Genomic DNA, 22,182 nt, shown 5'->3' with positions numbered 1-22,182 from the left:
TCAAACTTTACCTTGATCATATGCATTTTCCGTGTTCGTGAACTTCCTTTGCGAAATCGAGGCACTATGCGTTATGTGCGCGAGTTTGGAACAATCTTGTTATTGGTCACAAGGTTGGCAAAAAGTGAGGTGGCTCCGCTTGTCTAAGAGCATGTTTGTAGCGAGGCCGTCCCGGCCGGCACTGAGCGGGATGCTACTTCAAGCTGAACGGAGTCGTTGCGTCGGAGGAGCGATCTGGTTAGCGCTGTGGGCTTCTTTCTCACCGCTTGGATTGTAGTTTATGGGCACCGCCGTTCGTCCCGCAAGCACCACGTCGGCGTCGTGGAACGCGTTCTCCGACGTCGATGCCTTCGTGGATGAGGTACTGACCGAATTGGCGGCGATGGCGGCGGACGGCACACGCCCGACCCGCTCGGGACCAAAGCCGACGCTGACGGGCGCGCTGAGCTGGCTCCGCTTGTCTGAACAGATTTTTCGGCGGATAAGTGGAGCGCCTGCCGGGTTCAGGCTGCCGCGATCTGCGGAAGTGGGGTGAAGTAGGCCTGATCTGGTGTTTGCCGGTCAAGCCTGGAATGAGGTCTGCGGGAATTGTACAACGAAGCAACACAACGCCCATGGGACCGAGGTACGGGAAGTTCTTTATCCCTGGCATCCCTGGTTTGGCCGCGAGGCGCATGTTCACGAAGTCGTCAAGCGCGGCAACATGCCCGTGTTCTGGTGCAGTACGACGGCAGACCGGAAGGGTCAATGTTTAGCGGTGCCATCGTGGATGTTCGATCGCGCTGCATGCCTTCATCTTCACCCTGCCCAGGTACCACGGGTCGATGTGGCCGCACTGGATAATCTCAAAACACTGCTGTCGCATATCATCGGTCGAGTATCGACGGCCGTTTCAGTGATAGGAGCAAGGCATTCCTCCCACCAGAGCCGAGGAGATGCCGATGCCACGCACGAACCTGCCGCTCCCAACCAGACAACTCAGCCTGTTTCCTCAGTCCTGCCCAGGACCCGATCGGACCAGCCTGCCCAGGGAGGCGCTCGACACGGCGGCGCGTCTGATGGCGCGGATGCTCCTGACGGCGGCGGCGGGCAACGTGGTCGGCGGGCGGATGGGAGGACAAACTGATGAATGACAAGATCCAGTCGCATCACCTTGAGCGCAAGGCGGTGCTTTATGTTCGTCAATCTTCACCTCACCAGGTTGCTCACAACCGCGAGAGCCGAGCGCTGCAGTACGCCATGAAGGATCGGTTGCGTGCCCTGGGATGGTCGGAAGTCGAGATTGTCGATGAGGACCTTGGGCGCTCCGCGGCCGGAATGGTGGCGCGGACAGGCTTCGAACGGATGGTGGCCGACGTCTGCCTTGGCAAAGTCGGAGCGGTGGCGGCGCTCGAGGTGTCGCGCTTCGCCCGCAACAGTCGGGACTGGCAACAACTGATCGAGATGTGCCGTGTTGTCGACACCCTGCTCGTCGATCAGGAGACCATCTACGCGCCGCGCCAAGGTAATGACCGGCTCCTGCTGGGTCTGAAGGGCAGCCTGAACGAATACGAACTCGACCTCCTGCGTCAGCGCTCCCTGGCCGCACGCCACGAGATGGCGCGCCGCGGCGAGTTGGTCGTGATGGTCCCGATCGGATACATCAAGGCCGATGGCCACCACCTGGAAAAGGATCCCGACCACCGCATCCGGGAAGCCATCGCCCTGGTCTTTTCAAAGTTCGCCGAACTCGGCAGCGTCCGTCAGGCCCTGCTGTGGTTCCTCGAGCACAACCTCGATCTCCCAGCCCGGCGATCGGGTGCCGATGTCATCTGGAAGCGTCCCTGTTATGGAACGCTCTACCGGATCCTGACGAACCCGGTTTATGGTGGCGCCTATGCCTATGGCAAGACAAAGACTGTGGCGCTTCACGACGGACCGACCCCACGGCGCGGTACCCGGCGTCAAGCACGGGAGGACTGGTTGGCGCTGTATCCCGGCGCGCACGAAGGTTATGTCGATTGGGAGCGATCCGAGGCCATCCGGGCGATGATCAAGGACAACACTCAGGGCGGTGAAGCCTGTGGCGCAGCCAAGCGCGGCGATGCCCTGCTCGCCGGTATTCTGCGCTGCCGGCGGTGTGGCCGTAAACTGACCGTCCGCTATACCGGCAACGATCATGACATCCTGCGCTATGCCTGCAACCGCGGCTGGATGGACAATGGCGAGCCACGCTGCATCGCCTTCGGTGGATTGCCGGTGGATGCCGCCATCGGGGAACAGGTGCTGCAAGCCGTCGGCCCGGAGGCCGTGGAAGCGGCCCTGCGGATGGAGCGGCAGGAAGCTCAACGACGCGACGATGTCCGCGAGGCTCTCGAGCGCGACCTGACGGCCGCCCGATATGCCGCCGACCGAGCTTTCCGGCAATACGATGCCGCTGATCCGTTGAACCGGCAGGTCACGGCAGAGTTGGAAGTGCGATGGAACCGCGCCCTTGAGCGCGTTGTCGCCGTCGAGAACCGGATCGCGGCGCATGTTCAGACCGTGCCCCAACGACCGTCGGTGACATCCGATGAGTTCGCGACGCTGGCTGACGACCTGAAGATCGTGTGGCAGGACCCGTCTGCCGACGCGAGGCTGAAGAAACGGATCGTGCGGACCCTGGTTGAGGAGGTTGTCGTCGATGTCGACGATGAAGCTGCCGAAATCGTCCTCGTGGTCCATTGGGCCGGAGGCGTCCACACTGAACTGCGTCTGCCGCGTCGGCGCCGTGGTCAGTGTACCGGGACCTCCATTGAGATCGTCGAGGCCATGCGCGTGCTGGTCCGGATTGCCGGCGACGACCTGATCGCCGGTCTGCTCAATCGAAACGGCCTCGTCACGGGTCTTGGCAACCGCTGGACGCGGGAACGCGTGACCGCGCTCAGGTCACATAACAGGATCCCGGTTCACCGCCCGGAGGTTGCCGGCGGGGAAGGATGGATGAACCTGACCAAAGCCGCGGCGTTCCTCGGCATCAGCACCAAAACAATGCGCTTGGCCGCCGAGGGCGGCGAGATCGAGGCCGAGCATCCCCTCGCCGATGGACCATGGCTGTTCCGCAGAGCCATACTTGAGGGGGAAACCGGACAGCGGATTACAGATCAGGCCCGCCGGCGCCACAGGCACCCCGCGGGACCATCGAACGAGCAGCGATTGTTATTCTAATCAATGGCATAGCCGGGTGAGGTAGTATGAAACAGCATTGTAAAAGCCGAAGTAACTGGCGAGCGAATTCCGCGCCTCGGTTACCGTGTAGTAGGCGCGCAGGTACACTTCTTCATATTTTACGGAGCGCCAGAGCCGCTCCACGAACACATTGTCCCGCCATGCGTCCCGGCCGTCCATGCTGATAGCTATGGCGTTGGCGGTGAGCAGGCTGGTGAACACCGTGCTGGTGAACTGGCTGCCCTGATCGGTGTTGAAGATCTCCGGCTTGCCGTGGTTGGCCAGAGCTTCTTCGACCGCCTCGACGCAGAACCCGGCTTCCATCGTGATCGACAACCGTCAGGACAGAACCCGCCGGTTGAACCAATCGGTAACGGCAGCGAGATAGACGAAGCCGCGCGGAGCTATGGCGGAAATTGGGTGACGAGGTGATCAGGCGGCGCTCTGTGATGTCGGTACGCTGACCCCGATGCCGTCGCGGAATTTGACGCCCTGAATGATTTTGGGCAACTGGTTTTCGCCCTGGAGCCGTCGCCAGGTTCTGGATGCAGCCGAGATCAGCTTGAAGACCATGAGCTTTGCAGTGTCCTGGGAAAGCGCACCTTTGGTTCGGACCGTTCGGTGCCGGACCATGGCGAACACGCTTTCTATGGGGTTTGTTGTCCGCACGTGGTCCCAATGCTCTGCCGGGAAATTGTAGAAGGCCAGCAGAGCATTGCGGTCCTTGGTCAGGCACTGGTCGTGTCCGAAGGTTGGTAGGAATTTGCTGAGGTCGCATTCTCCTGAGCATCAGGGTCATCGGATCAGGCGGCGAGGTCAAGCGGCTCGTCGGCGGGAGCGACGTGCAGGGTGTCCCAGCCGTCAACGCGACGCAGGGTGATCTGGCCGCTGGCGAGCAGGGCCCAAAACAGCATGCAGGCGGTCTCGGCACACGGCAACAGGCACTGGGTCTTGATCCGGCGCTTGAACTCCTCATGCAGCCGCTCGATGGCATTTGTTGTCCGGATCGACTTCCACTGATCGGGCGGATAGAGCAGGAAGGTGAACAGGTTGGCGCCTGCCTCTTCGAGGCTGGCAGCGACCGCCGGGCACTTCAGCCGCCACTTTCGCACAAACGCCTTCCGCCTGGCTTCGACCGCCTTCACCGTCTTGCCGTAGATCATGTCGGTGTAGTCGGCGCTGATCTCGTCGTGCAGCTTCTTCGGCGCGTGGGCAACGAGGTTCCTATGCTTGTGCACCGTGCACCGCTGAACCGGCACGGTGGGCCAGAGAGCGGCAAGGGCCGCCTCCAGGCCCGGAGCGCCGTCGATGATCATCAGCTCCGGGGTGGCGAGTTTGCGGGCAACCAGATCGTCCAGGAAGGCGCGCCACGCCGCTTCGCTCTCGCCGCCCATGTTGCGCAGGCCGAGAAGAACCTTCTGGCCGTCGCGTCGGACGCCCAGCGCCACCAGCACCGAAATGCCGGTGGAGCGCTTGTCGAGCCGGACCTTGACCACGGTGCCGTCCAGTATGACACGCACGATGTCGTCCTGCGACAGATCCCGCCTCTGCCACGCCTCCCAGTCACCCTGGACCTTGCGCCACGCCCGGCTGACGGTGTCCTTGCCGACCGCTCCGCCGAACAGCGCTCCCAGGGCACGGCGGACCCGGCGGGTGTTGGTTCCGGCCAGATAGGTTCCGGCAATCAGAGCCTCGGCCCGTTTGGTCAGCCGCTTGTAAGCGGGCAGCGTTTGGTTGCGCCACTCCTGTGTCGTGCCGTCGGCCTCGACCAGCCGGGCACGTGGCACAGACACCGTGGTCGGACCGAAAGTGCCAAGGATCTGGCGATCGCGGTGACCGTGCCGATGCCCCGTGGCCGGCCCGGCGCGCTCATAACGCCCGCCGGTTCAGGACCGCCTCCAGTTCGCTCTCCAGCATCGCCTCAATGAAAGAGCGGATGTGCTGGCGCACCCCAGCCTCCAATGGATCGAACCAGTCCTCGCCGAGCAATGGAACCGGAGCCTCGTTGGCTGTAATCTTCTCCATGGCGTGATCTCCTGCGGCGGTGGTCAGACCGCCGATGTGGGTTCTTCACCTTCAGGAGATTACGCCACCCGCCAATTTCCTACCAACCAAGCGACACGACCCAGGCACTCGACGGCCCCAGAGTACTTGGCGCCGTACTTCTTCTCGAAGGTATCAAGAGCACGCTCCGCCGGCTTAGAGGCGGTTTCCAATAATCCGCAGCCCAAGCGGTCGAGCGCAGCGGTCAGGCTATTCAATGTACAAATTCAGGTGATGCTCTCCCATATGTAGCTCCTGGACAGTATGGGAGTGATCATTGGAAATGACGATCGACGGTCTGGTCGCTGGGATCATCGAACGAATTGAAGGAAGTCTGGCGGAACGCGGACGACCTCGTCCGCCTGTGGCGGAAGTGGTTGGGACGTTACGATTTTTTCTGCGTGAAGGCGTCCAGTGGCGCGAACTTCCCACCCGCGACGGTCGCGCGTCCGGCTCGACCCTGCGCCGACGGTTGCGCGAATGGCGTGACACGGCGGTGCTGGCGCGGGTTCATGGCGTGCTTCTGCGCATGGCGCGGTCCGATCCCGAAGCAGCCGCCCGCGAGTTGGACGTGATCGTCGACAGTTGCGGCGTCCGAGCCAAGCAAGGTGGCGACCTGACTGGGCCGAACCCGACCGACCGGGGCAAACGCGGCACCAAGTATCACATCGTCGTCGCGAGCGACGGACTGCCGCTGGGCGCGGTGGCGTCGGCCGCGAATGTTCATGATACCCGAATGTTCCCTGAACTGCCGCGCCTCGCCCTGCCAGTCGGCGCCAGGATCGCGCGCCTCCTCGCCGATGCCGGCTACGACAGCGCCGACAACCTCTGGCTCTGCCTGCGCGAGGGCATCCAGCCCCTGATCCGCGGGATTGGTTCCGAACACGGCTCCGGCCTCGGCGTCGTCCACTCCGTCGTCGAGAACGCCAACGCGTGGCTGCTCAACAACAAGCGCCTCGATTGAAGACACGACCGCTCTGCCGGTATCTTTCAATCTCTGCTTACCACAGCCTGCTTCTTTGTCATCCCAAACAGGCTCGCCGATTTATGAAAACCGCCTCTTAAGGTCGGGCGCCATCCAGATTTTCCGCGGGCCCTGCTTGACCGTGGGCTGGATGGATTTCGCCACTTTGTTGATAACATTGCCGGTTTTGTGAAATCAGCACCGCTGGTGCCGTGTTCCGGGAAAGACCTCGCCAAGCGCCTTCCAGAAGCCCAAAGCACCATCGGCAGCCGCCAGTTCAGGAGCGATCGTGAGCCCGCGCGCCTTCAAGTCGATCAGCAGTTCGCGCCAGCTCTGGGCGCTTTCGCGGACGCCGACCTGAAAGCCGAGCAGTTCCTTTTTACCTTCCAGCGTGGCGCCGATCATCACCAGCATGCACTCGGCAGTGGGCTCCATACGGGTCTGGAGGTAGACGCCGTCGGCCCAGACAAAACATAGCGTCGGGCCGACAGGTCCCGCCGCTGCCAGCGCGTATAGTCCTCCGCCCTGCTATCCTTCAGCCGGGCGATGACGGAAGGCGACAGGTTGGGCGCATCCTTGCCAAGCAGGACACCCAGCGCCTCCTGGAAATCACCGGCCGAAATCCCCCGCAGGTACAGGATCGGCAGCAGAGCGTCGAGGCTGGTGGTCCGGCGCGCCCAGCGCGGCAGCAGCGCCGAACTGAACCGGATGCGCTCGGCTGCCGGGCCAGGAGCGCGATCACGGACCTTGATCCGCTGGACCTCGATTGGCCCGATCCCCGTCTGGATCAGGCGTTTTGGCCCGTGGCCATGCCGGACCAGCCGGTCCCGGCCGTCAGCCAGCTTCAGGTCTTTGCCGGCAGCCAGGAATGTCGCCACCTCGGCTTCAATGGCCTGCTCCAACAACTGGCGTGCTCCCGATCGGAGAAGGGTCGTCAGCGGATCATCGATTTCTTAGGGCTGGCAAAGCCGGACAATGCTGGTATCTTCGTTCATGGCGTAGCGCTCCCTCATGGATGTTCTGGCAGGCGTCAAGCACCTACCTCGTTACGCCACCTTCCTCACCTCGTCATCACCCAGTTTCCGCCATAGCTCCGTTGAAGGTTAAACGCCTGCATGGCATGCACTTCGAGATCCGGCGCCAGGCCAAAGATGAGGTTATTGACTGGCTGACCTTCCACAGCCGGAACAGAATGCATTCCACCCTGGGCTACACAAGCCCGATGGTGTTCGAGGAAAATTGGCGTCGCCAGCAGCAAAAGGGTGGCGGCATAACTCAGGCGCTATGGGAGGCGCTGCACGGGGGCAAGGTCAAGCAGACACCTTCTCCCACGCTCTGCCATGCTCCCCTCTGCGATAACGTAACCGACAATTTTCGCATCACATTGCCGGAGGGCGTTCGGGTTCTCAGGTGAACCGGGTACACCTTTAACAGGAATTTTTCATCTCTGCAAAAAAGACCCTTTTCATCCCTTTCGATCAGGACCAAGGTTCAGTTACTGAAGGCTTTAGGAGCAGCGCAATGTACAGGACGTTGAACATCACTAACCATCATCAGTGTCATGAGGAAATATCCTCAGGCATGAACTGCTCAGATTTGTCTGATTTAACCATGAGAGACATAGTTGCTGTTAATTATCTTACAGTATCTATGGGATTTTCCCTCAGAGAAGCGCTTCAGATGACAGAACAATACTATGCAGTACCTTGTGGAGGCATAACGATATGCGAAGCGATATTGAAGAAATGGCACACCGAAGCCAGAGATGCCGACAGGCTTATAAACCGTCGACTTGAAGATCTTGTCTATGAAGCCAGAACTTACTTTTTCGGGGACAAATGGATAGTTTTTTCGGCCATGCCAATTGTGGGAGCAATGAAAAAAAGTTTACGAAAGGGCAGTAAATACGGAGTTGGTGCAACGAAGGTTTAACTAGCTAATGACGGATTTCATATAACTTGGAAGTATTCACAATTTTGCGTTTCGACGGTTCCCTCTCTTCCTCACTGTCCTTGGTGTAGCAGTCGGCGTCGGGAGCTTGGCAAAGTGTAGAAGGCGGTGTTATCGGCGGCGGCCGGAAATAGGCTTGGAGATGCAGTCTTGTCCCAAAACTACCTTTGGCAGGGTAAGCGTCCGGGGAACCTTTCAATTACCCACAAACCGCCGCCGTGCCGGCGCTGGTGACGATGTCTGGTCCGGGCAAGAGTGGCCCATGGTCTGTTGGCACTGAACGATGTTCAGGAGGCGCCGATGGCCACGGGATCAAACGCATGGATTGACGATGAACTTTCCGGCTGCCGCCTCGCCGACGAACGGTTGGGCCGGCGGCTGCGCACGCTGATCGAGCAGCTGGCCGGGGCGATGGGGGACAGCATTCCCCTGGCTTGCCAGGACTGGGCCAACACCAAGGCAGCCTACCGGTTCTTCGCCAACGACCGGGTGAGTGAAGGCGACATCCTCGCCGGGCACTTCGATTCGACACGCCGGCGTGTCGCGGCGGCCACCGGTCCCATCCTGGTCATTCAGGACACCACCGAGTTCTCCTTCCAACGCGAGCACCCGGAGAAGATCGGCCAGACCGTCCGGGTGAACAGCGGCCAGGACAAGGACGGCCGGTTCCGCATGCACACCGTGTGTGGGCTGCTGATGCACGCCAGCCTGGCGGTCACGACCGAGGGCTTGCCGCTGGGCCTCGGCGCGGCCAAGTTCTGGACCCGGACCAAGTTCAAGGGAACCGCCGCTCTCAAAAGGAAAATCAATCCGACGCGGGTTCCCATCGAGAAAAAGGAGAGTATCCGCTGGCTGGAGAACCTGCGCCGGACCACCGAGCTGTTCGGCGATCCCGGGCGGTGTATCCATGTCGGTGATCGCGAGAGCGACATCTACGAGCTGTTCTGCCTGGCTCAGGAACTGGGGACGCATTTCCTGGTGCGGACCTGCGTCGACCGGCTCGCCCTCGGCGGCGACACGACCGTCGACCGCGTGATGGAGGAGGTCGCGGTCCAAGGCGTGCATGCCGTCGAGGTCCGGGACCGCGAAGGCCACGTCGGCACGGCGGAAGTCGAACTGAGCTACCGCAGCCTGCGCGTCCTGCCGCCGGTCGGGAAGCAGAAGCGCTATCCGGGGCTCACCCTGACGGTCCTGCATGCCCAGGAACGCGAGGAGCCCGCCAACCGGCCCCGGATCGACTGGAAACTCGTCACCGATCTGCCCGTCCTCTCCCCTGATGCGGCGATCGAAAAGCTGCGCTGGTACGCAGTGAGGTGGAAAATCGAGGTGTTTCACAAGATTTTGAAATCGGGGTGCAAGGCAGAGGAAGCGAGGCTCCGAAGCGCCGACCGCTTGGTCAAGCTGATCGCCATCTATTGCTTGGTGAGCTGGCGAGTTTTCTGGCTGACAATGATCAATCGGTCGGCACCCGACATCGGTGCCGGTGTCGTCTTCACGAACCGCGAGCAGGAAATCCTTGACTTCCTGGTTCCAAACAAGGCCCCAAACCTACCCGGCAGCAACACCCTCGAGATCTACCTTGTCAAAGTCGCCAAGCTCGGCGGTTATCTCGCCCGTCGCTGCGATCCCCCACCGGGAAACATGGTCATGTGGCGCGGCATGGCGCGCCTGATCGACATCACCTTGGGCTCGGAGATCGCGCCGCAGCTTGTGGGTAATTGAAAGAGCTTGCGGGCGTGGGCGCATCCCTGGTCGGTGATTAGGCGGCCAAACGGACGCCGGCGACCTCGGCCCAGTCCTCGAAAGCCTGAGCGCGAGCGGCGCGGTACTGGCTGGCAGTGACGTGGTCTCGGCGGAGATGGAAGAGATTGGCGATGGGGTTGTGGATCGAGACGAAACGCTGAACTTGGCCGGCCGACTTGAACCGCTTCATCTGTCGTTCGCGTCGTCGCGTTGGCTGATGGGAGTTCTCGGCCCGGTTCTGTCATGTGTGGATGGCCCCCTGCGTGCAAGAGCTTTTTTGAGCCACGTTGGAACGCTTGCAGTCATGTGTCCGGCCTTTCTGGGCGGTCGTTTGACCGCTGGCCCTGATGGGATCCGCGGGTCGAGGCCTAATCAGCTTTCCGGGGGCAGAACCCCATGACAGAACTCAGGCTTGTCTCGATCCGTCGGAGCGACCGACGTGCCATCATCGTGCTCTTGCAAGCCTCGGAAGAGGGCTCGGCGGCGGCTTAAGCCGGCGTCGCCGCGAGCCCCCCGGAAGTCCTCCTTCTTGCTCATCACCGCCCAGGCAATCCGGGCGATCTTGTTGGCCAGGGCGACCGCCGCGACCAGGCGCGGCTTGCGCGTCAGTAAGGCTGCCACCCAAGGATGCGCCCGGAGCGACTTCGAACACTGCAGGGCTGCCTGCGCCCCGATGATCAGGAGCCGACGCAGTTGGCCGTTGCCCTGCTTGCTGACCCGCCCGAGCCGGTCCTTGCCGCCGCTCGAGTTCTGCCGCGGCACCAGGCCAAGCCAGGCCGCGAAGGCCCGCCCGTTGGCAAAGGCAGAGCATCCGCCACGGTTGCGGTAAGGGAGCTGGCGATGATCGGGCCGATGCCTGGGATGGTTGCCAGCCACCGGCTGGCCTTGCTGGCGGTATGCCAGGTCCGGATCTGCTTCTCGATGGCATCGATCCGGGTGTTCAACTCATCGACCAGCGCCACAAGCGCAGTCAAGGCGTTACGGGCCTCGGCCGGAACACGGTTATCCGTCTCGTCCTGGACGATCTGTGTCAGACGCTCGAGTTTGTGCAGGCCCTGGGCCTCGATGATGCCGAATTCCGCAAGGTGGGCGCGTATGGCGTTGGCCAGTGCAGTGCGCTGACGAACAAGCAGATCGCGGCTGCGGTGCAGCGCCAGGACCGACTGCTGCTCGATGGTCTTGACCGGAACGAAACCCATGTTCGGCCGCCCAACCGCCTCGCAGATCGCCTCGGCATCGGCGGCGTCGTTCTTGTTGCGCTTTACATAGGGTTTGACGTACTGCGGCGGCATCAGCAGCACCTCGTGACCGAGCGTCCGTAATTCCCGCGCCTAGTGGTGAGCGGTCGAGCACGCCACCATACCAATCCGGCACGGTGGCAGCTGGGTAAAGAAGACCAGCACGTCCTCGCGCCGGAGCCGCTTGCGCAGTACGACCGCTCCGGTCGCGTCGACGCCGTGAACCTGGAACACGCGCTTGGCCAGATCGAGGCCGATCGTGGTAATCTTGGTCATGGATGGGGCTCCCTTGCTGAGGATCGTCGATGACCCCAGTGTGGCACACAGAGGCCGGGTGGGGGCCATCCACCCCATCAGCTTTCGGGGAAAGTAGAGATGGTGCCAGGCTGATGTCTACCAGAAGCTGCATCAGGCGGCGGAGATCAGGTCCCGCAGCGCGGCCACGCGTTGCAGGTGGATAATCCGCCGATGGGCGAGCGAGACGTTCTGGTTGATGTAGGTGGCCGGGCGCAGGAAATTGCGGACCTCGTCGAAGGCGCGGCAGAAGCGATGGGCCGCATCGAAGTTCTTGAAGCCGCGCATCGGCCGATAGCGCCCTTTTATGCCCCGGTGATTTTGTTCGATCACATTGTTTTTGTACTGACTGGTGCGGTGGTCGACGTCGGTGCCGAGTTCGTCGGCAATGGCCTTGGGATAGCTGGTATGGCCGTCGGTGGTGACCTGCTCCGGCTCGACCCGGGTGACCGACCGGGCGGAGCGTAGGAATGCTTTCGCCGCGGCCATGTCGCGGGTTGCGCTGAGATAGGCGTCGACCAGGGTGCCGTCGCGGTCGATCGCCCGGTAGAGATAGCACCATGCGCCGGCGACTTTGACGTAGGTCTCGTCGACGTGCCAGCACCAGCCGGCCTTGCCGGCCCGGCGCTGGCGAAGGCCCTCGGTCAGCAGCGGCGCCAGCCTGGCTTCCCAGTCGCGCACCGCCTCGTGGGTGAACACAAAGCCCCGGATCAGGAACATCTCCGCCAGATCCCGCAGGCTGAGCTTGTAGCGCAACCTCCAGAAGACGACCAGGAACACGATGTCAGTCGGGACCTGGACCCGGTTCAGTGCCGTGCCGGTCCGCTCATTGAACCGCCGCCCGCAATCCCGGCAGTGGAAGCGCCGGAAGCCATGGACCGTTCGCCCCTCCCGCTCGGTGGTCGACGACATGTGGCAGTGCGGGCAGCCCATGACGGCTTTCTTGATCGCTCAAAACGTGGCCGAGGAACCTATCCGCTGGGCGCGCTCTCGGCAAGCTGCCCCGAGATCTGACAGAACCCCTCCACGCGTGGCGGAAATGATGACGCGCTGTTTGGCGTCGGCCGATACACTCTGCGCGTCGGCGTCGAAGGTTCTGAATATGCTCGTGTCTCCCGCGCAACCCGTGAGTGAGATCACTGAAAACAGCAAGGCTGGAAGAATTAGCGAAGTATGGCCCCTGCCGGTACGTATGAGCGACCTCCGGTTTCTCGATTAGCTTCGGAATGACAAGGCGGAATGCCATGTATGGAATAGGTTGTGATCACGGATATTCATAAAACTGATTGGAACTGATCTTGATGTTCCAAATCACCCATGAATGGGGCCGTTCTGGCTCAAAAGATCATAATATCATTACTTTTGATTATTGCGTTTCGCGGTTTTATTAGTCAATAGTTTTGCTAGATCATGTACATTTGGGTAACTTATAGAATTTATAAGTATCAAAAGAGGAAAACTGAAGCATTGTCATACTTATGGCAAACATGTTTTGCTTCGTGGGTGTCGTGACCGCATGATTGGTTTCAGGGGAAATCTTCATGCCCACTCCCCTTTCCAGCGCGGAGTCATGGAAAATGCACTCTTCCGAGGAAAATGAATCCGCCACCACGTCTGAGCGCGAGGTCCGCCGGATCGGGCTCATCGTGGTCCATGGCATTGGCGATCAGGGGCGTTTCCATTTCCTCGACGCACTCGTTCGGGATCTGCAGTGTGGCTTCAAGGCGGCCAGGGAAAACGCCATCGTATCCGTGGTGCTGCATACGCCTGCGGCGTCGCTGGTGGGGGCCGCAGCGCCGACGCTCAGTGAAGGGCCGGGCCCCAGCGCCGAGATCGTCATACTCGATGAAAAATGGGAGACACGCGTCGGAATCCATGAGGTCTGGTGGGGCGACATCATCGATCCGCCGACCATCTTCCAGCCGTTGCGCTTCTTCGCCTGGGGCCTCGCCATGTGGGCAGTTCCACTGAAGCACAGGAGGACGTTTGAAAAAGGCCAACCCGGCAAGGTTGGGGAATTCCTGGCCGAGCCCGATCCTCCCGAAGGCCGTGGCTTTCTGACCAAGCTCGGAGTCCGGGCACGCCTGTTCCTCGTCGGCTACCTCGTCATCACGGCTGGAATCGTGCTGTATCTGGTCACGGCGCTGCTTCGTCTGATCACGCGCCAGAACATTCCCGACCCGGTCATGACGGCCGTCAGCTACATGTCGGACATCAAGCTCTACACCCAACCGACCTCACCCGATACCGTCCCGCTCGACCATCTGGGTCAGCACGCGCGGTTCGCGATCCGCGCCCGGATGTTGCGCACCACGGTTGATGCCGCTTTGCGGGACTATGATGGTTGGTGGGTGCTGGCACACAGCCTAGGTTCGGTCGTCGCGTTTTCCGGTCTGATGACACCGGAGGGCCTGATCGCGCGCTACCTGGACGAGCCACGGTGGAGGCGACTGGAGGCGGACGCGAAAGCCGCCCTTTTCAACGACGAAACGAAGGTGCCGAAAGACACCCGAGTCGATCGGCCGGCTTGGCTCGAACCCGACGCGTGCGTCAGCCACAAGGAGCTTTTCAAACGCTTCCGAGGCTTGGTCACCTATGGCTCCCCACTTGACAAGTTCGCCATGCTTTGGCCCGCCACCATTCCGACGCTGCGTGATCAAACGCCCTTCGGCGAGGCGACCTGGCACAATTTCTATGACGAGACGGACCCTGTATCCGGTCGCCTCGACAGCTTTGACAAGGTAGGAGCCAAACCGGCAGGCCTGCGCCCGCGAAACATCCCTTACTGCTCGTCCCCGATCCCGCTGCTCAGCCATGTCAAGTACCTGGGCGTGCCGCGCCGGGATCGGAAAGGTGCCCAAGACAGCTTGACCGGTCGACTCTGCGCCTGGTTCCTGGACACCTCGGCGCCGGCGAGCTCACCCAAGATACCCAAGTTCGAGGCGGGGAAAGGAGGGCGCTGGCTGTCGGAGGAAATGCCGAAATGGAAGGCGCGGCGCGCCTGGAACTGGGTGTTCTGGATCGGGCTCGCTATCCTCAGCCCGTTGTTCACGGCCTGGATTGTCGATTGGCTCCGCCAATCCGGCTGGTTGGATGGAATCCTGCCCGATTTCATGGGTTGGCCATCCCTGCTGCCACAGTCGATGGGTGGCCTCGCCCTTGCCATCGCCGCGCTCGCGGTGCTGATTGTCCTCGCGGCCGGACTATTGGGCAAATTGCTCGCCTTCTCAATCCGGGATATCGATCCCGAAGCTCCGGCATCGGCGTTCGGGGGCGTCTTCTCAGGCGATACGACAGGCACCGCGAAGCCGGCGGTCAAGGACAGCGCGCCATATGCCTGAATGCTGAAATCGAGCGAACGCAAGGTTCATTGCCTGCTTTGGACAGGGCGCAATCTGGCTGAGTACAGTTCGCTTTATGACACATGAAGGACGTTATGTTTCACTAAACGGGGGGTCTCCAATGCAACTGTGGGCGACGTTCGACCTTGCCAGCCTGTTAGTCGGATTGCTGATCGGTGTGGTGTTGGCTTTCCTGATGCGGCTCCGATCGCTAAGGCGGCTTGACGTTGATGTCCGAAGGATAGGCATGAGCCTCGGCGTTGAAGGCTTTGAGGAAAAACCAGGCGGGGTCAATATTGGTGGTAATGTTGGAGAATATGTTGGTAGAGATAAGACTACTAACCGCTATGGTGATATGGTGAGAAATATTAACTCCATGTTGCAACGTGATGAGTCTGTAAAGTTGTTGAGGAGATATGGAGATAGATTAACGATTTCAGATTTAGAATTAAAAGATGACTTAAATACTATACAGGATAGAGGCGGCGATTATTGGACTCAGCAATGGATTGACAGGTGTTTAGAAGACAGGTCAATCAAGTAGAATATTAATAACATAATTAGAAGTTATGAAGCTGATGGATGGAAAGTTAAAAATCTAAATTTTGACAACACACCTGATGAAATTCATGTCAACTTCGAGGCTGAGAAAATTGATGATTATCGTTGATCTCAGATTTTCTCATGATGGAGTATCAAAAATATTTATTATTTCATTTATATTGAATTCTCATAGTGCGAAAGCTAACAATAGTTGTATTGATTTGTTCACCGTCACCACTCGAGCCGCCTACGCCTGCGCCTGCTCGCAAATCCTCGCCTGGGGCGAAGGTCACGGCCTCGCCCTCCCCGCCATCCAGCCGGTGCATGTGGCGGCGTGGGTCGAGAAATTGGGCCAGCAGCTCACCACCGTGCGGATGCTGTTTGACTGGCTGGTGGTCGGTCAGATCGTGCCGAGCAATCCTGCGGCCAACGTGCGAGGCCCCTCCCATGTCGTCAATACCGGCAAGACCGCTATGCCGACGCGCGACGAAGCCAAGGCGCTGCTCGCCGGTATCCCCACGGACGCACTGATTGGCCTGCGCGACCGGGCGCTGGTCGCCACCCTGCTCTACATCTTCTCCCACGTCTCCGCCATGCTGGGCATGCGCGTGGAAGATTACTATCCGGTCGGCAAACAGTGGTGGCTGCGGCGCAGGGAGAAAGGCGCCAAGGAACACGCCATGGCCGCAAATCCGGTGCTGCAAGGCTATTTGGACGCCTATATCGAGGCGGCAGGCATCGCCGGAGAGCGGAAATGCCCCCTCTTCCGTTCTGGCGCGAAAGGCTCCGGCCAGCTCACCAACAAGGCCATGTCGCGCGCCGGTGTCTACCGCATGATCCAGCGCCGCCCCGAGGCGACGGGCCTGGATACCAGGATCGGCTGCCACTCCTGGCGGGCGCGCGGCATCACGGCCTATCTGAAAAATGGCGGGCTGCTCGAACACGCGCAGCAGATGGCGGTGCATGCCAGGGCGAGCACGACGAAGCTGTATGATCGACGTTGTGAGGCGGTCTCTGCCGAGGAAGTCGGGAAAATATGGTTACATAGGAAATGCAGAGAACCTCAGACAAAAGGACCATAAAAATGGATGGGTGGCGGCAGACCATAAATTTAGTTATAGCAATAGCTGATATTGGCGGAACAGCTGTGCTGATTTTTGCATTATGGGCTAATCGTTTCGATCTTGTTCTTTCAGAACTAGTAATAAAGAATTTTGCAGCAATAATAGGATTGCCTTTTTCTTTCATTGGGGCGTTTGTTGTTGTAGCTTTGTTTAGGCAAGGTGCTGATCCCATCGAATTCGAAGGGTTCGGCCTTCACTTTAAGGGTGCTTCCGGTGAATTAATATTGTGGATATTGTGTTTTATTGCTATATCGGGCGCCATACGCCTTCTTTGGCGAAATTAGTTAAACGGTTGCTTGAGAGTGGGCAGAAGCTTATCTGGTCTGCATTGTCGAACTCAATCAGCAAAGACGAGACGCCCTGCCATCGCTGTCAGCAGCGTAATTCCGCCAAGCGGTAGGGTACACCCATGCGGAACAGTTCCGCGGAACATCCGAACCCAGCTTCCACCTGTGCCATTAGGGTCCACTTTCGCCAAACGGCACAGCAAGGTATGATGGTCTAGATCCTAACGGAACAGACCGAGGGGAAGATGGCGATCTACGGTTACGCGCGGGTCTCGACGACCGATCAGGACCTGACGCTCCAGCGGGAGGCGTTGATGGTGGCCGGCTGCCTCGTGGTCCGCGAGGAGAAGGTCACCGGAACGACAAGGTCGGGTCGGTCCGAACTGCGGACGCTGATGGAGTTCCTGCAGCCGGGCGACACGCTGATGGTGACCCGGATCGACCGGCTGGCGCGATCCATCGGCGACCTCCAAGACATCGTCCGCGAGCTGAAGGCGAAGGGTGTGGCGCTCAAGGCGACCGAGCAGCCGATCGACACGTCGACCGCCGCGGGGAAGGCGTTCCTCGACATGCTGGGCGTCTTCGCGGAGTTCGAGACGAACCTGCGGCGGGAGCGCCAGCTCGAGGGCATCGCCAAGGCCAAGGCCGAGGGCGTCTACAAAGGTAGGAAGCCCAAGCTCGACAGGGCCACCATCCTGGCCTTGAAGGCGGAGGGCCTGGGCGGTAGCGAGATCGCCCGCCGGCTCAAGATCGGCCGGACGAGTGTCTATAGGCTGCTGAGATCCGCGTAACGCGCTTCGCGGCAACCCTCACGGCGGCGAACATCCGGCGACCCGCGCAATCCGGAGCGGTCGAAATCCGCGGCTGGCCGCACATGGCGGTGGGTCGCGTGGGATGAAGCTTGGCTGTTGGAAGCGGCATGGGCATTCGCGCACGATCACCAGCCCTAGGGTCAGGAAGGTGCCGACCGTCATGAGGAGAGCGAAGTGAGGGGAGTGGACGGTCCTGTCGGTGGTGGGGGATGTCGCAAGAGAGACCCCCGTCGGGATCGTCTTGATCGTGGTCATCCAGGTTTCCGATATCCTCGTCACAGGATCCAAGGGACACCGCCCATGGAGCGGACGGGATCATGCTCCAAGCGAGGGGACATGTCGCACCCACCGGTTCTCGTGGCATCGTCTGACCATCAGGGGAGAGGTTCTCCCAATCGGCGCATTTTAGGTAAAGTTATTTCGCGATCGGATCAGATGATATATACAAATGGCGATGTTGTTGGCACGCCATTGGTGGGGCACGATGTTTGGAACGGCGGGTGACGGGTTTGGGTCGCGTCGGATGCGTTCCGTGCTGTTCGGCGCCGCGGGTCTCTTCATCATCGCGCTCGTTTGCACCCGTGGCCTGTTCCTGTCGATCGAACACCGGAGCGCCCTGGAGCGCGCCGAGGCGGCGTCGCGCGACGTCACCGTGATCCTGGAGGAGCACGCGCGGCGCACCTTCGAGACCGGCGACCTGATCGCCGAGGACGCCCTCGGTTTCGTGGCTGGCCGCGGTGGGGTCGGAGGTCTGCGGGGCGACTACGAGACACACCGTTTCCTGGACAAGCTCGCCGGCAAAACCACGGTGAGCAGCGTCATCTGGATCATCGACGCGTCCGGCGTTCCCATCGCGATGTCGAACCGGTTTCCAACAGTCCCCTTCGATCTGACGGATCACTCCTGGTGGAAAGCCCACGCGCTGGAGGGAGTCGACCGTCATGTCGGCCCGGCCCTGTTCGGCAGGCTGATGCCGGAAATCTTCTACACCTACAGCCGCCGGATAACCGGGCCTGACGGGACCTTCCAAGGTGTGGTGCTGATATCGCTCCGCCCGACCTTCTTCCAGACGATCGCGCTCACCACCGACTATGGGCGTGACGCCATCTTCGCGATGGTGCGCCCGGATGGCCAGATCGTGGCCCGAACGAACCTGCGCGACGATCAGATCGGCGTGACCGTGCGGGACACCCCCATATTCACCAGGTTCCTGGGCCAGGCGACCGGCACGTATCGCGCAGCGACCGCGCTGGACAACCAGGATCGGATCGTGTCCTTCCGGCGCGTGCCGGAATGGTCCGTCATCGTGGTGTCGAGCATCCCGGCGCGGGCCGCCTTGGCCGCCTGGTGGCAAGGCGTCGTCTGGAGCCTGCTCATCCTGGCGCTGGTCGTGCTGGGCGTCGGCTGGTTCGTCCGGACCGGACTCCGGGTCAGCGGCGCCGAGGAGAAGGCGCGGGCCGCCCTCGCGACCGCGTTGGACGACAAGGAGGCCGCGCGGGCCGCGCTGGCATCGGCGCTGAGGGACAAGGATATCCTGTTCCAGGAGGTCCATCACCGCGTCAAGAACAACATCCAGGTGACCTCGGCGCTGTTGGCGATGCAGGAGAGGCGATTCGAGGATCACGATGTCAGGGCCGCGTTTCGCGAGACGGGGGATCGGCTGATGGCGATAGCGCTGGTTCACGAGACCCTGTATCGGACCGACCGCGCCTCGAACGTCGATTTCTGCGATTACATGGCGGGCTTGCTGCGGGGACTAGCCGAAAGTCATGGCGCCGAGCGGCGCGGCATCATGATCCGGACGGATCTGGGGCGGGTGACGCTTGGCCTCGACCAAGCCATTCCAGCGGCGTTGGCGCTGACCGAGGTGCTGACCAACGCCTTCAAGCACGCCTTCCCGGAAGACGCCGGTGGGGTCATCCACGTCATCTCGCGGCGGGATGGGGATGGCGTCGAGATCGAGGTCCGGGACACCGGGTCCGGGATGCCTGCCAACACCAACCAGCCGGGCGGCTCGCTGGGACTGACACTGCTTGAAAACCTAGTGGCACAGGCGAATGGGCGATTCACCTTCAGGAATGATGGAGGCACCGTGTTCAACATGTCGTTGCGGGAGAATGGTTGACCGTCCATGGGCAGCATGCCCACGAGCCTGTTCGGAATGGTTGGTTCCCATGACGAGGCAGGCGGTTTTCCGCTGAAGCCGTGACGCTGACCGGGATATCGCCGACACCATCCTGTTTCGCCCGCCGCTTCCACATGATCATCATTGGGCGATGGTCCTGGGCAATGAAAGTTTCCCGAACCACCTCGCGGGTAGGCGTCGATGGGCTTCTCGTTCCCATACGCATTTCGCACACGGTTTTTCCGAATTTGCGAATCCGCCGCGCGAATGCGAAAACGCCCATCCGATCCGTCGATCCGTATCAATTAAAATAAAATTCCATTTCTACCGCGTGATTGGTTCGTATCTCGAACCTATCGAAAGATGACCTAGTTCCATTCATCTATGATGTTCACTTGTGACATATTCAGGCAACTGTATCCCTCCGTATAGTCCCGCTTGGCATCCCATGTGCAGATCAGTGGGCCAGAAGATCAAGATCAGCGCTCAACCCGGTATCGATCGAACAAAAAGGTCGGCATGGGGCGAACACGGCTTGGTTTCGTATTCGCGGCCTGGCCATGGATGTCGGGCGATACTCTGGTTTCAGGATTTAATACCATCATGCTCAACCGCGTGACCATCGTCTTCCGCCTCCACGTCCTCATCGCCGCCGCGCTTCTCGGCATCATGGCGCTTGCCGCCTTCGGTCTGTTTTCCCTCCATTCGAGCCTTGTCAACGACACCCACGCGAAACTCCGCAACCTCGGGGAGTCGGCTCTTTCCATCGCCGCCCACTATCACGCGCTGAGCGCCCAAGGCGCGATGTCCGAGCCGGACGCCAAGGCGGCGGCCGCCGCCACCATCGGCGCGATGCGCTATGACGGCACCGATTACTTCTGGATCAACGACACGACGCCGGTCATGGTCATGCACCCAACCAAGCCGGAGCTCGATGGCAAGGATCTATCGGACCTGACGGATCCCACCGGCAAGCATATCTTCGTCGAGTTCGTCGCCGTCGCGCGGCGGTCGGGCGGCGGTATCGTCGAGTATCAGTGGCCCAAGGCCGGCAGTGACACTCCCGTGGCAAAAGCCTCTTATGTGGCGAGCTTCGAGCCTTGGGGCTGGGTCATCGGCACCGGCGTCTACACCGATGATGTCGCCAGCCAGTTCCGGAGCGAAGCATTCAAGGATCTCGGGATCGCCCTGTCCGTGCTGATCGTGGTCGCCGGCCTCGCCATCGTGATCATCCGAGGCATTCGCCCCCTGGCACTGATGACGCGGGCGATGGGGACGCTGGCGCGGGGCGACGTCTCCGTGGACATCCCGGGTCGCGATCAGGCGGACGAGATTGGCGCCATGGCCGCCGCCGTGCAGGTCTTCAAGGACAACGCCGTCGAGCGGGCGCGGCTGGAGGTCGGGCAGGCGGCCGAGCGCGCCGCCAAGGAGAGGCGGGCGATCGAGATCGAGCGCATGATCGCCGATTTCGATGGCGCGATGGGCATGATCCTGCGCACCGTGTCTTCCGCCGCGACCGAGCTGGACGGCACCGCGCGGAGCATGGCCTCGACCGCGGAGAGAACCAGCCAGCAGGCGACCGCATCGGCGGGAGCCGCCGAGCAGACGGCCGCCAACGTCCAGACGGTCGCCGCCGCCACCGAGGAGATGACCGGCTCGCTGCTGGAGATCTCCCGCCAAGTCAGCCGTTCGACGGGGATCGCCAACGACGCGGTCGGTCAGGCCGAGCGAACCGATGCCACGATCCGTGGCTTGGCGGCATCCGCCGAGAGGATCAACGACGTGGTCGTCCTGATCTCCGACATCGCCAGCCAGACCAACCTGCTGGCGCTCAACGCCACGATCGAGGCGGCGCGCGCCGGCGAGGCCGGCAAGGGCTTCGCCGTGGTGGCGGGTGAGGTCAAGCAACTCGCCGGACAGACCCGGAGGGCGACCGAGGAGATCACCGCCCAGATAAACGCGATCCAGCGGGAGACCAGCGGCGCCGTCGCCGCGGTCCGTGGCATCGGTGGCACGATCCGACAGATGAACGAGATCACCACGACCATCGCCGCCGCCGTGGAGGAGCAGAACGCCGCCACCGCCGAGATCTCGCGCAACGTGACGGAGGCCGCCACGGGTACTCGGGAAGTGTCGGGCAATGTCGCCCAGGTCATGGAGGCATCGGAACAGACCGGCTCGGCGGCGACCCAGGTGCTGGGCGCGGCGGGCGAACTGTCCCGGCAGGCCGAGATGCTCCGCCACGAGGTCGAGGGCTTCCTCGCCGGTATCCGGACGGCTTGAACCTTGCGGAGTTCGGCACCCTGAACCGATCCGATCGTACGGCGGGTGACGCCGCCGCGACCGGGTAGAGTGGCCGAAATCGGACTCGGATCGCCACCGGCGCGGACTGTCGGACCCACCCTCTCCATGGGGATGTTCCCGGAGTGCGCGACCCGCGTGATCCAACGGCTGGGTCGCCGGAGTGTCGTGGAGGGTGATCCTTGGCGCGAGGCCCATACCGGGAAGGCGGGCTCGCCGGGTGCCGCGTTG

Annotated in this window: 14 protein-coding genes and 7 pseudogenes; 14 read left to right on the top strand and 7 right to left on the bottom strand. The window is 61.3% G+C overall.

What is annotated here, in order from left to right:
* The first annotated feature begins 280 nt into the window (after positions 1–280).
* From N825_RS39255 to N825_RS28850, 3 genes are all read left to right on the top strand, one after another.
* Complete coding sequence (locus N825_RS39255) at positions 281–535, top strand: hypothetical protein (RefSeq protein ID WP_157619606.1); 255 nt, start codon at positions 281–283, stop codon at positions 533–535.
* A 406-nt stretch (positions 536–941) separates the two neighbouring features.
* On the top strand, positions 942–1,133 hold the full coding sequence (locus tag N825_RS39250) for a hypothetical protein (RefSeq protein WP_157619605.1): 192 nt from the start codon (positions 942–944) through the stop codon (positions 1,131–1,133).
* Positions 1,126–3,186: a recombinase family protein gene (locus tag N825_RS28850; RefSeq protein WP_198038942.1), complete on the top strand. Its 2,061-nt coding sequence runs from the start codon at positions 1,126–1,128 to the stop codon at positions 3,184–3,186. The genes N825_RS39250 and N825_RS28850 overlap by 8 nt, the downstream gene beginning before the upstream one ends.
* Positions 3,187–3,222: 36 nt before the next feature.
* On the opposite strand, the pseudogene N825_RS28845 reads toward N825_RS28850, so the two are convergent.
* The 3 pseudogenes from N825_RS28845 to N825_RS28835 form a co-directional block, all read right to left on the bottom strand.
* Positions 3,223–3,585 (bottom strand): annotated as a pseudogene (locus tag N825_RS28845) (transposase); the annotation flags it as partial.
* 33 nt (positions 3,586–3,618) lie between these two features.
* A pseudogene (locus N825_RS39245) lies at positions 3,619–3,921 on the bottom strand (transposase); the annotation flags it as partial.
* 68 nt (positions 3,922–3,989) lie between these two features.
* A pseudogene (locus N825_RS28835) lies at positions 3,990–5,211 on the bottom strand (IS256 family transposase).
* Positions 5,212–5,512: 301 nt separating this feature from the next.
* Here N825_RS28835 and N825_RS28830 point away from each other — a divergent pair.
* A complete protein-coding gene (locus N825_RS28830; RefSeq protein WP_084165144.1) occupies positions 5,513–6,193 on the top strand; it encodes an IS5 family transposase in 681 nt (226 codons plus the stop codon).
* A 105-nt stretch (positions 6,194–6,298) separates the two neighbouring features.
* On the opposite strand, the pseudogene N825_RS28825 reads toward N825_RS28830, so the two are convergent.
* A pseudogene (locus N825_RS28825) lies at positions 6,299–7,143 on the bottom strand (IS256 family transposase); the annotation flags it as partial.
* Between the two features lie 146 nt (positions 7,144–7,289).
* Here N825_RS28825 and N825_RS40505 point away from each other — a divergent pair.
* The 3 genes and pseudogenes from N825_RS40505 to N825_RS28815 form a co-directional block, all read left to right on the top strand.
* Positions 7,290–7,448: pseudogene (locus N825_RS40505) on the top strand (IS3-like element ISPsy28 family transposase); the annotation flags it as partial.
* Between the two features lie 266 nt (positions 7,449–7,714).
* The gene (locus tag N825_RS39240; protein ID WP_157619604.1) at positions 7,715–8,125 is read left to right on the top strand and encodes a hypothetical protein; all 411 of its coding nucleotides are present in this window, start codon (positions 7,715–7,717) and stop codon (positions 8,123–8,125) included.
* A gap of 288 nt (positions 8,126–8,413) precedes the next feature.
* Positions 8,414–9,865, top strand: coding sequence for an IS4 family transposase (locus N825_RS28815; protein WP_198038941.1), 1,452 nt, complete (start codon positions 8,414–8,416; stop codon positions 9,863–9,865).
* Between the two features lie 37 nt (positions 9,866–9,902).
* On the opposite strand, the pseudogene N825_RS41070 reads toward N825_RS28815, so the two are convergent.
* From N825_RS41070 to N825_RS28800, 3 genes and pseudogenes are all read right to left on the bottom strand, one after another.
* Positions 9,903–10,124: pseudogene (locus N825_RS41070) on the bottom strand (IS6 family transposase); the annotation flags it as partial.
* A 275-nt stretch (positions 10,125–10,399) separates the two neighbouring features.
* Positions 10,400–11,400: pseudogene (locus N825_RS38155) on the bottom strand (IS110 family RNA-guided transposase); the annotation flags it as partial.
* 132 nt (positions 11,401–11,532) lie between these two features.
* Positions 11,533–12,351 carry an IS6 family transposase gene (locus tag N825_RS28800; protein ID WP_037459518.1) on the bottom strand — a complete coding sequence of 273 codons (819 nt, stop codon included), beginning with the start codon at positions 12,349–12,351 and terminating at the stop codon, positions 11,533–11,535.
* Positions 12,352–12,959: 608 nt separating this feature from the next.
* On the opposite strand from N825_RS28800, the gene N825_RS28795 reads away from it, so the two are divergent.
* From N825_RS28795 to N825_RS28775, 7 genes are all read left to right on the top strand, one after another.
* The gene (locus N825_RS28795; RefSeq protein WP_157619603.1) at positions 12,960–14,759 is read left to right on the top strand and encodes a hypothetical protein; all 1,800 of its coding nucleotides are present in this window, start codon (positions 12,960–12,962) and stop codon (positions 14,757–14,759) included.
* 247 nt (positions 14,760–15,006) lie between these two features.
* The gene (locus N825_RS39235) at positions 15,007–15,303 is read left to right on the top strand and encodes a hypothetical protein (RefSeq protein ID WP_157619602.1); all 297 of its coding nucleotides are present in this window, start codon (positions 15,007–15,009) and stop codon (positions 15,301–15,303) included.
* Positions 15,304–15,415: 112 nt separating this feature from the next.
* Positions 15,416–16,384, top strand: a complete 969-nt coding sequence (locus N825_RS28790; RefSeq protein WP_198038939.1) for a tyrosine-type recombinase/integrase — start codon at positions 15,416–15,418, stop codon at positions 16,382–16,384.
* 2 nt (positions 16,385–16,386) lie between these two features.
* The gene (locus tag N825_RS39230) at positions 16,387–16,710 is read left to right on the top strand and encodes a hypothetical protein (protein ID WP_157619601.1); all 324 of its coding nucleotides are present in this window, start codon (positions 16,387–16,389) and stop codon (positions 16,708–16,710) included.
* 248 nt (positions 16,711–16,958) lie between these two features.
* Positions 16,959–17,504: a recombinase family protein gene (locus N825_RS28785; protein ID WP_037459512.1), complete on the top strand. Its 546-nt coding sequence runs from the start codon at positions 16,959–16,961 to the stop codon at positions 17,502–17,504.
* Between the two features lie 544 nt (positions 17,505–18,048).
* Positions 18,049–19,650, top strand: a complete 1,602-nt coding sequence (locus tag N825_RS28780) for a sensor histidine kinase (RefSeq protein WP_037459510.1) — start codon at positions 18,049–18,051, stop codon at positions 19,648–19,650.
* Positions 19,651–20,253: 603 nt separating this feature from the next.
* Positions 20,254–21,933 (top strand): methyl-accepting chemotaxis protein, encoded by a 1,680-nt coding sequence (locus N825_RS28775; protein ID WP_037459509.1) that lies wholly within the window; start codon positions 20,254–20,256, stop codon positions 21,931–21,933.
* Positions 21,934–22,182 lie beyond the last annotated feature (249 nt).

This window comes from Skermanella stibiiresistens SB22 (assembly GCF_000576635.1).
Classification (GTDB): domain Bacteria; phylum Pseudomonadota; class Alphaproteobacteria; order Azospirillales; family Azospirillaceae; genus Skermanella; species Skermanella stibiiresistens.
This window is presented reverse-complemented; position numbering and strand designations above follow the sequence as displayed.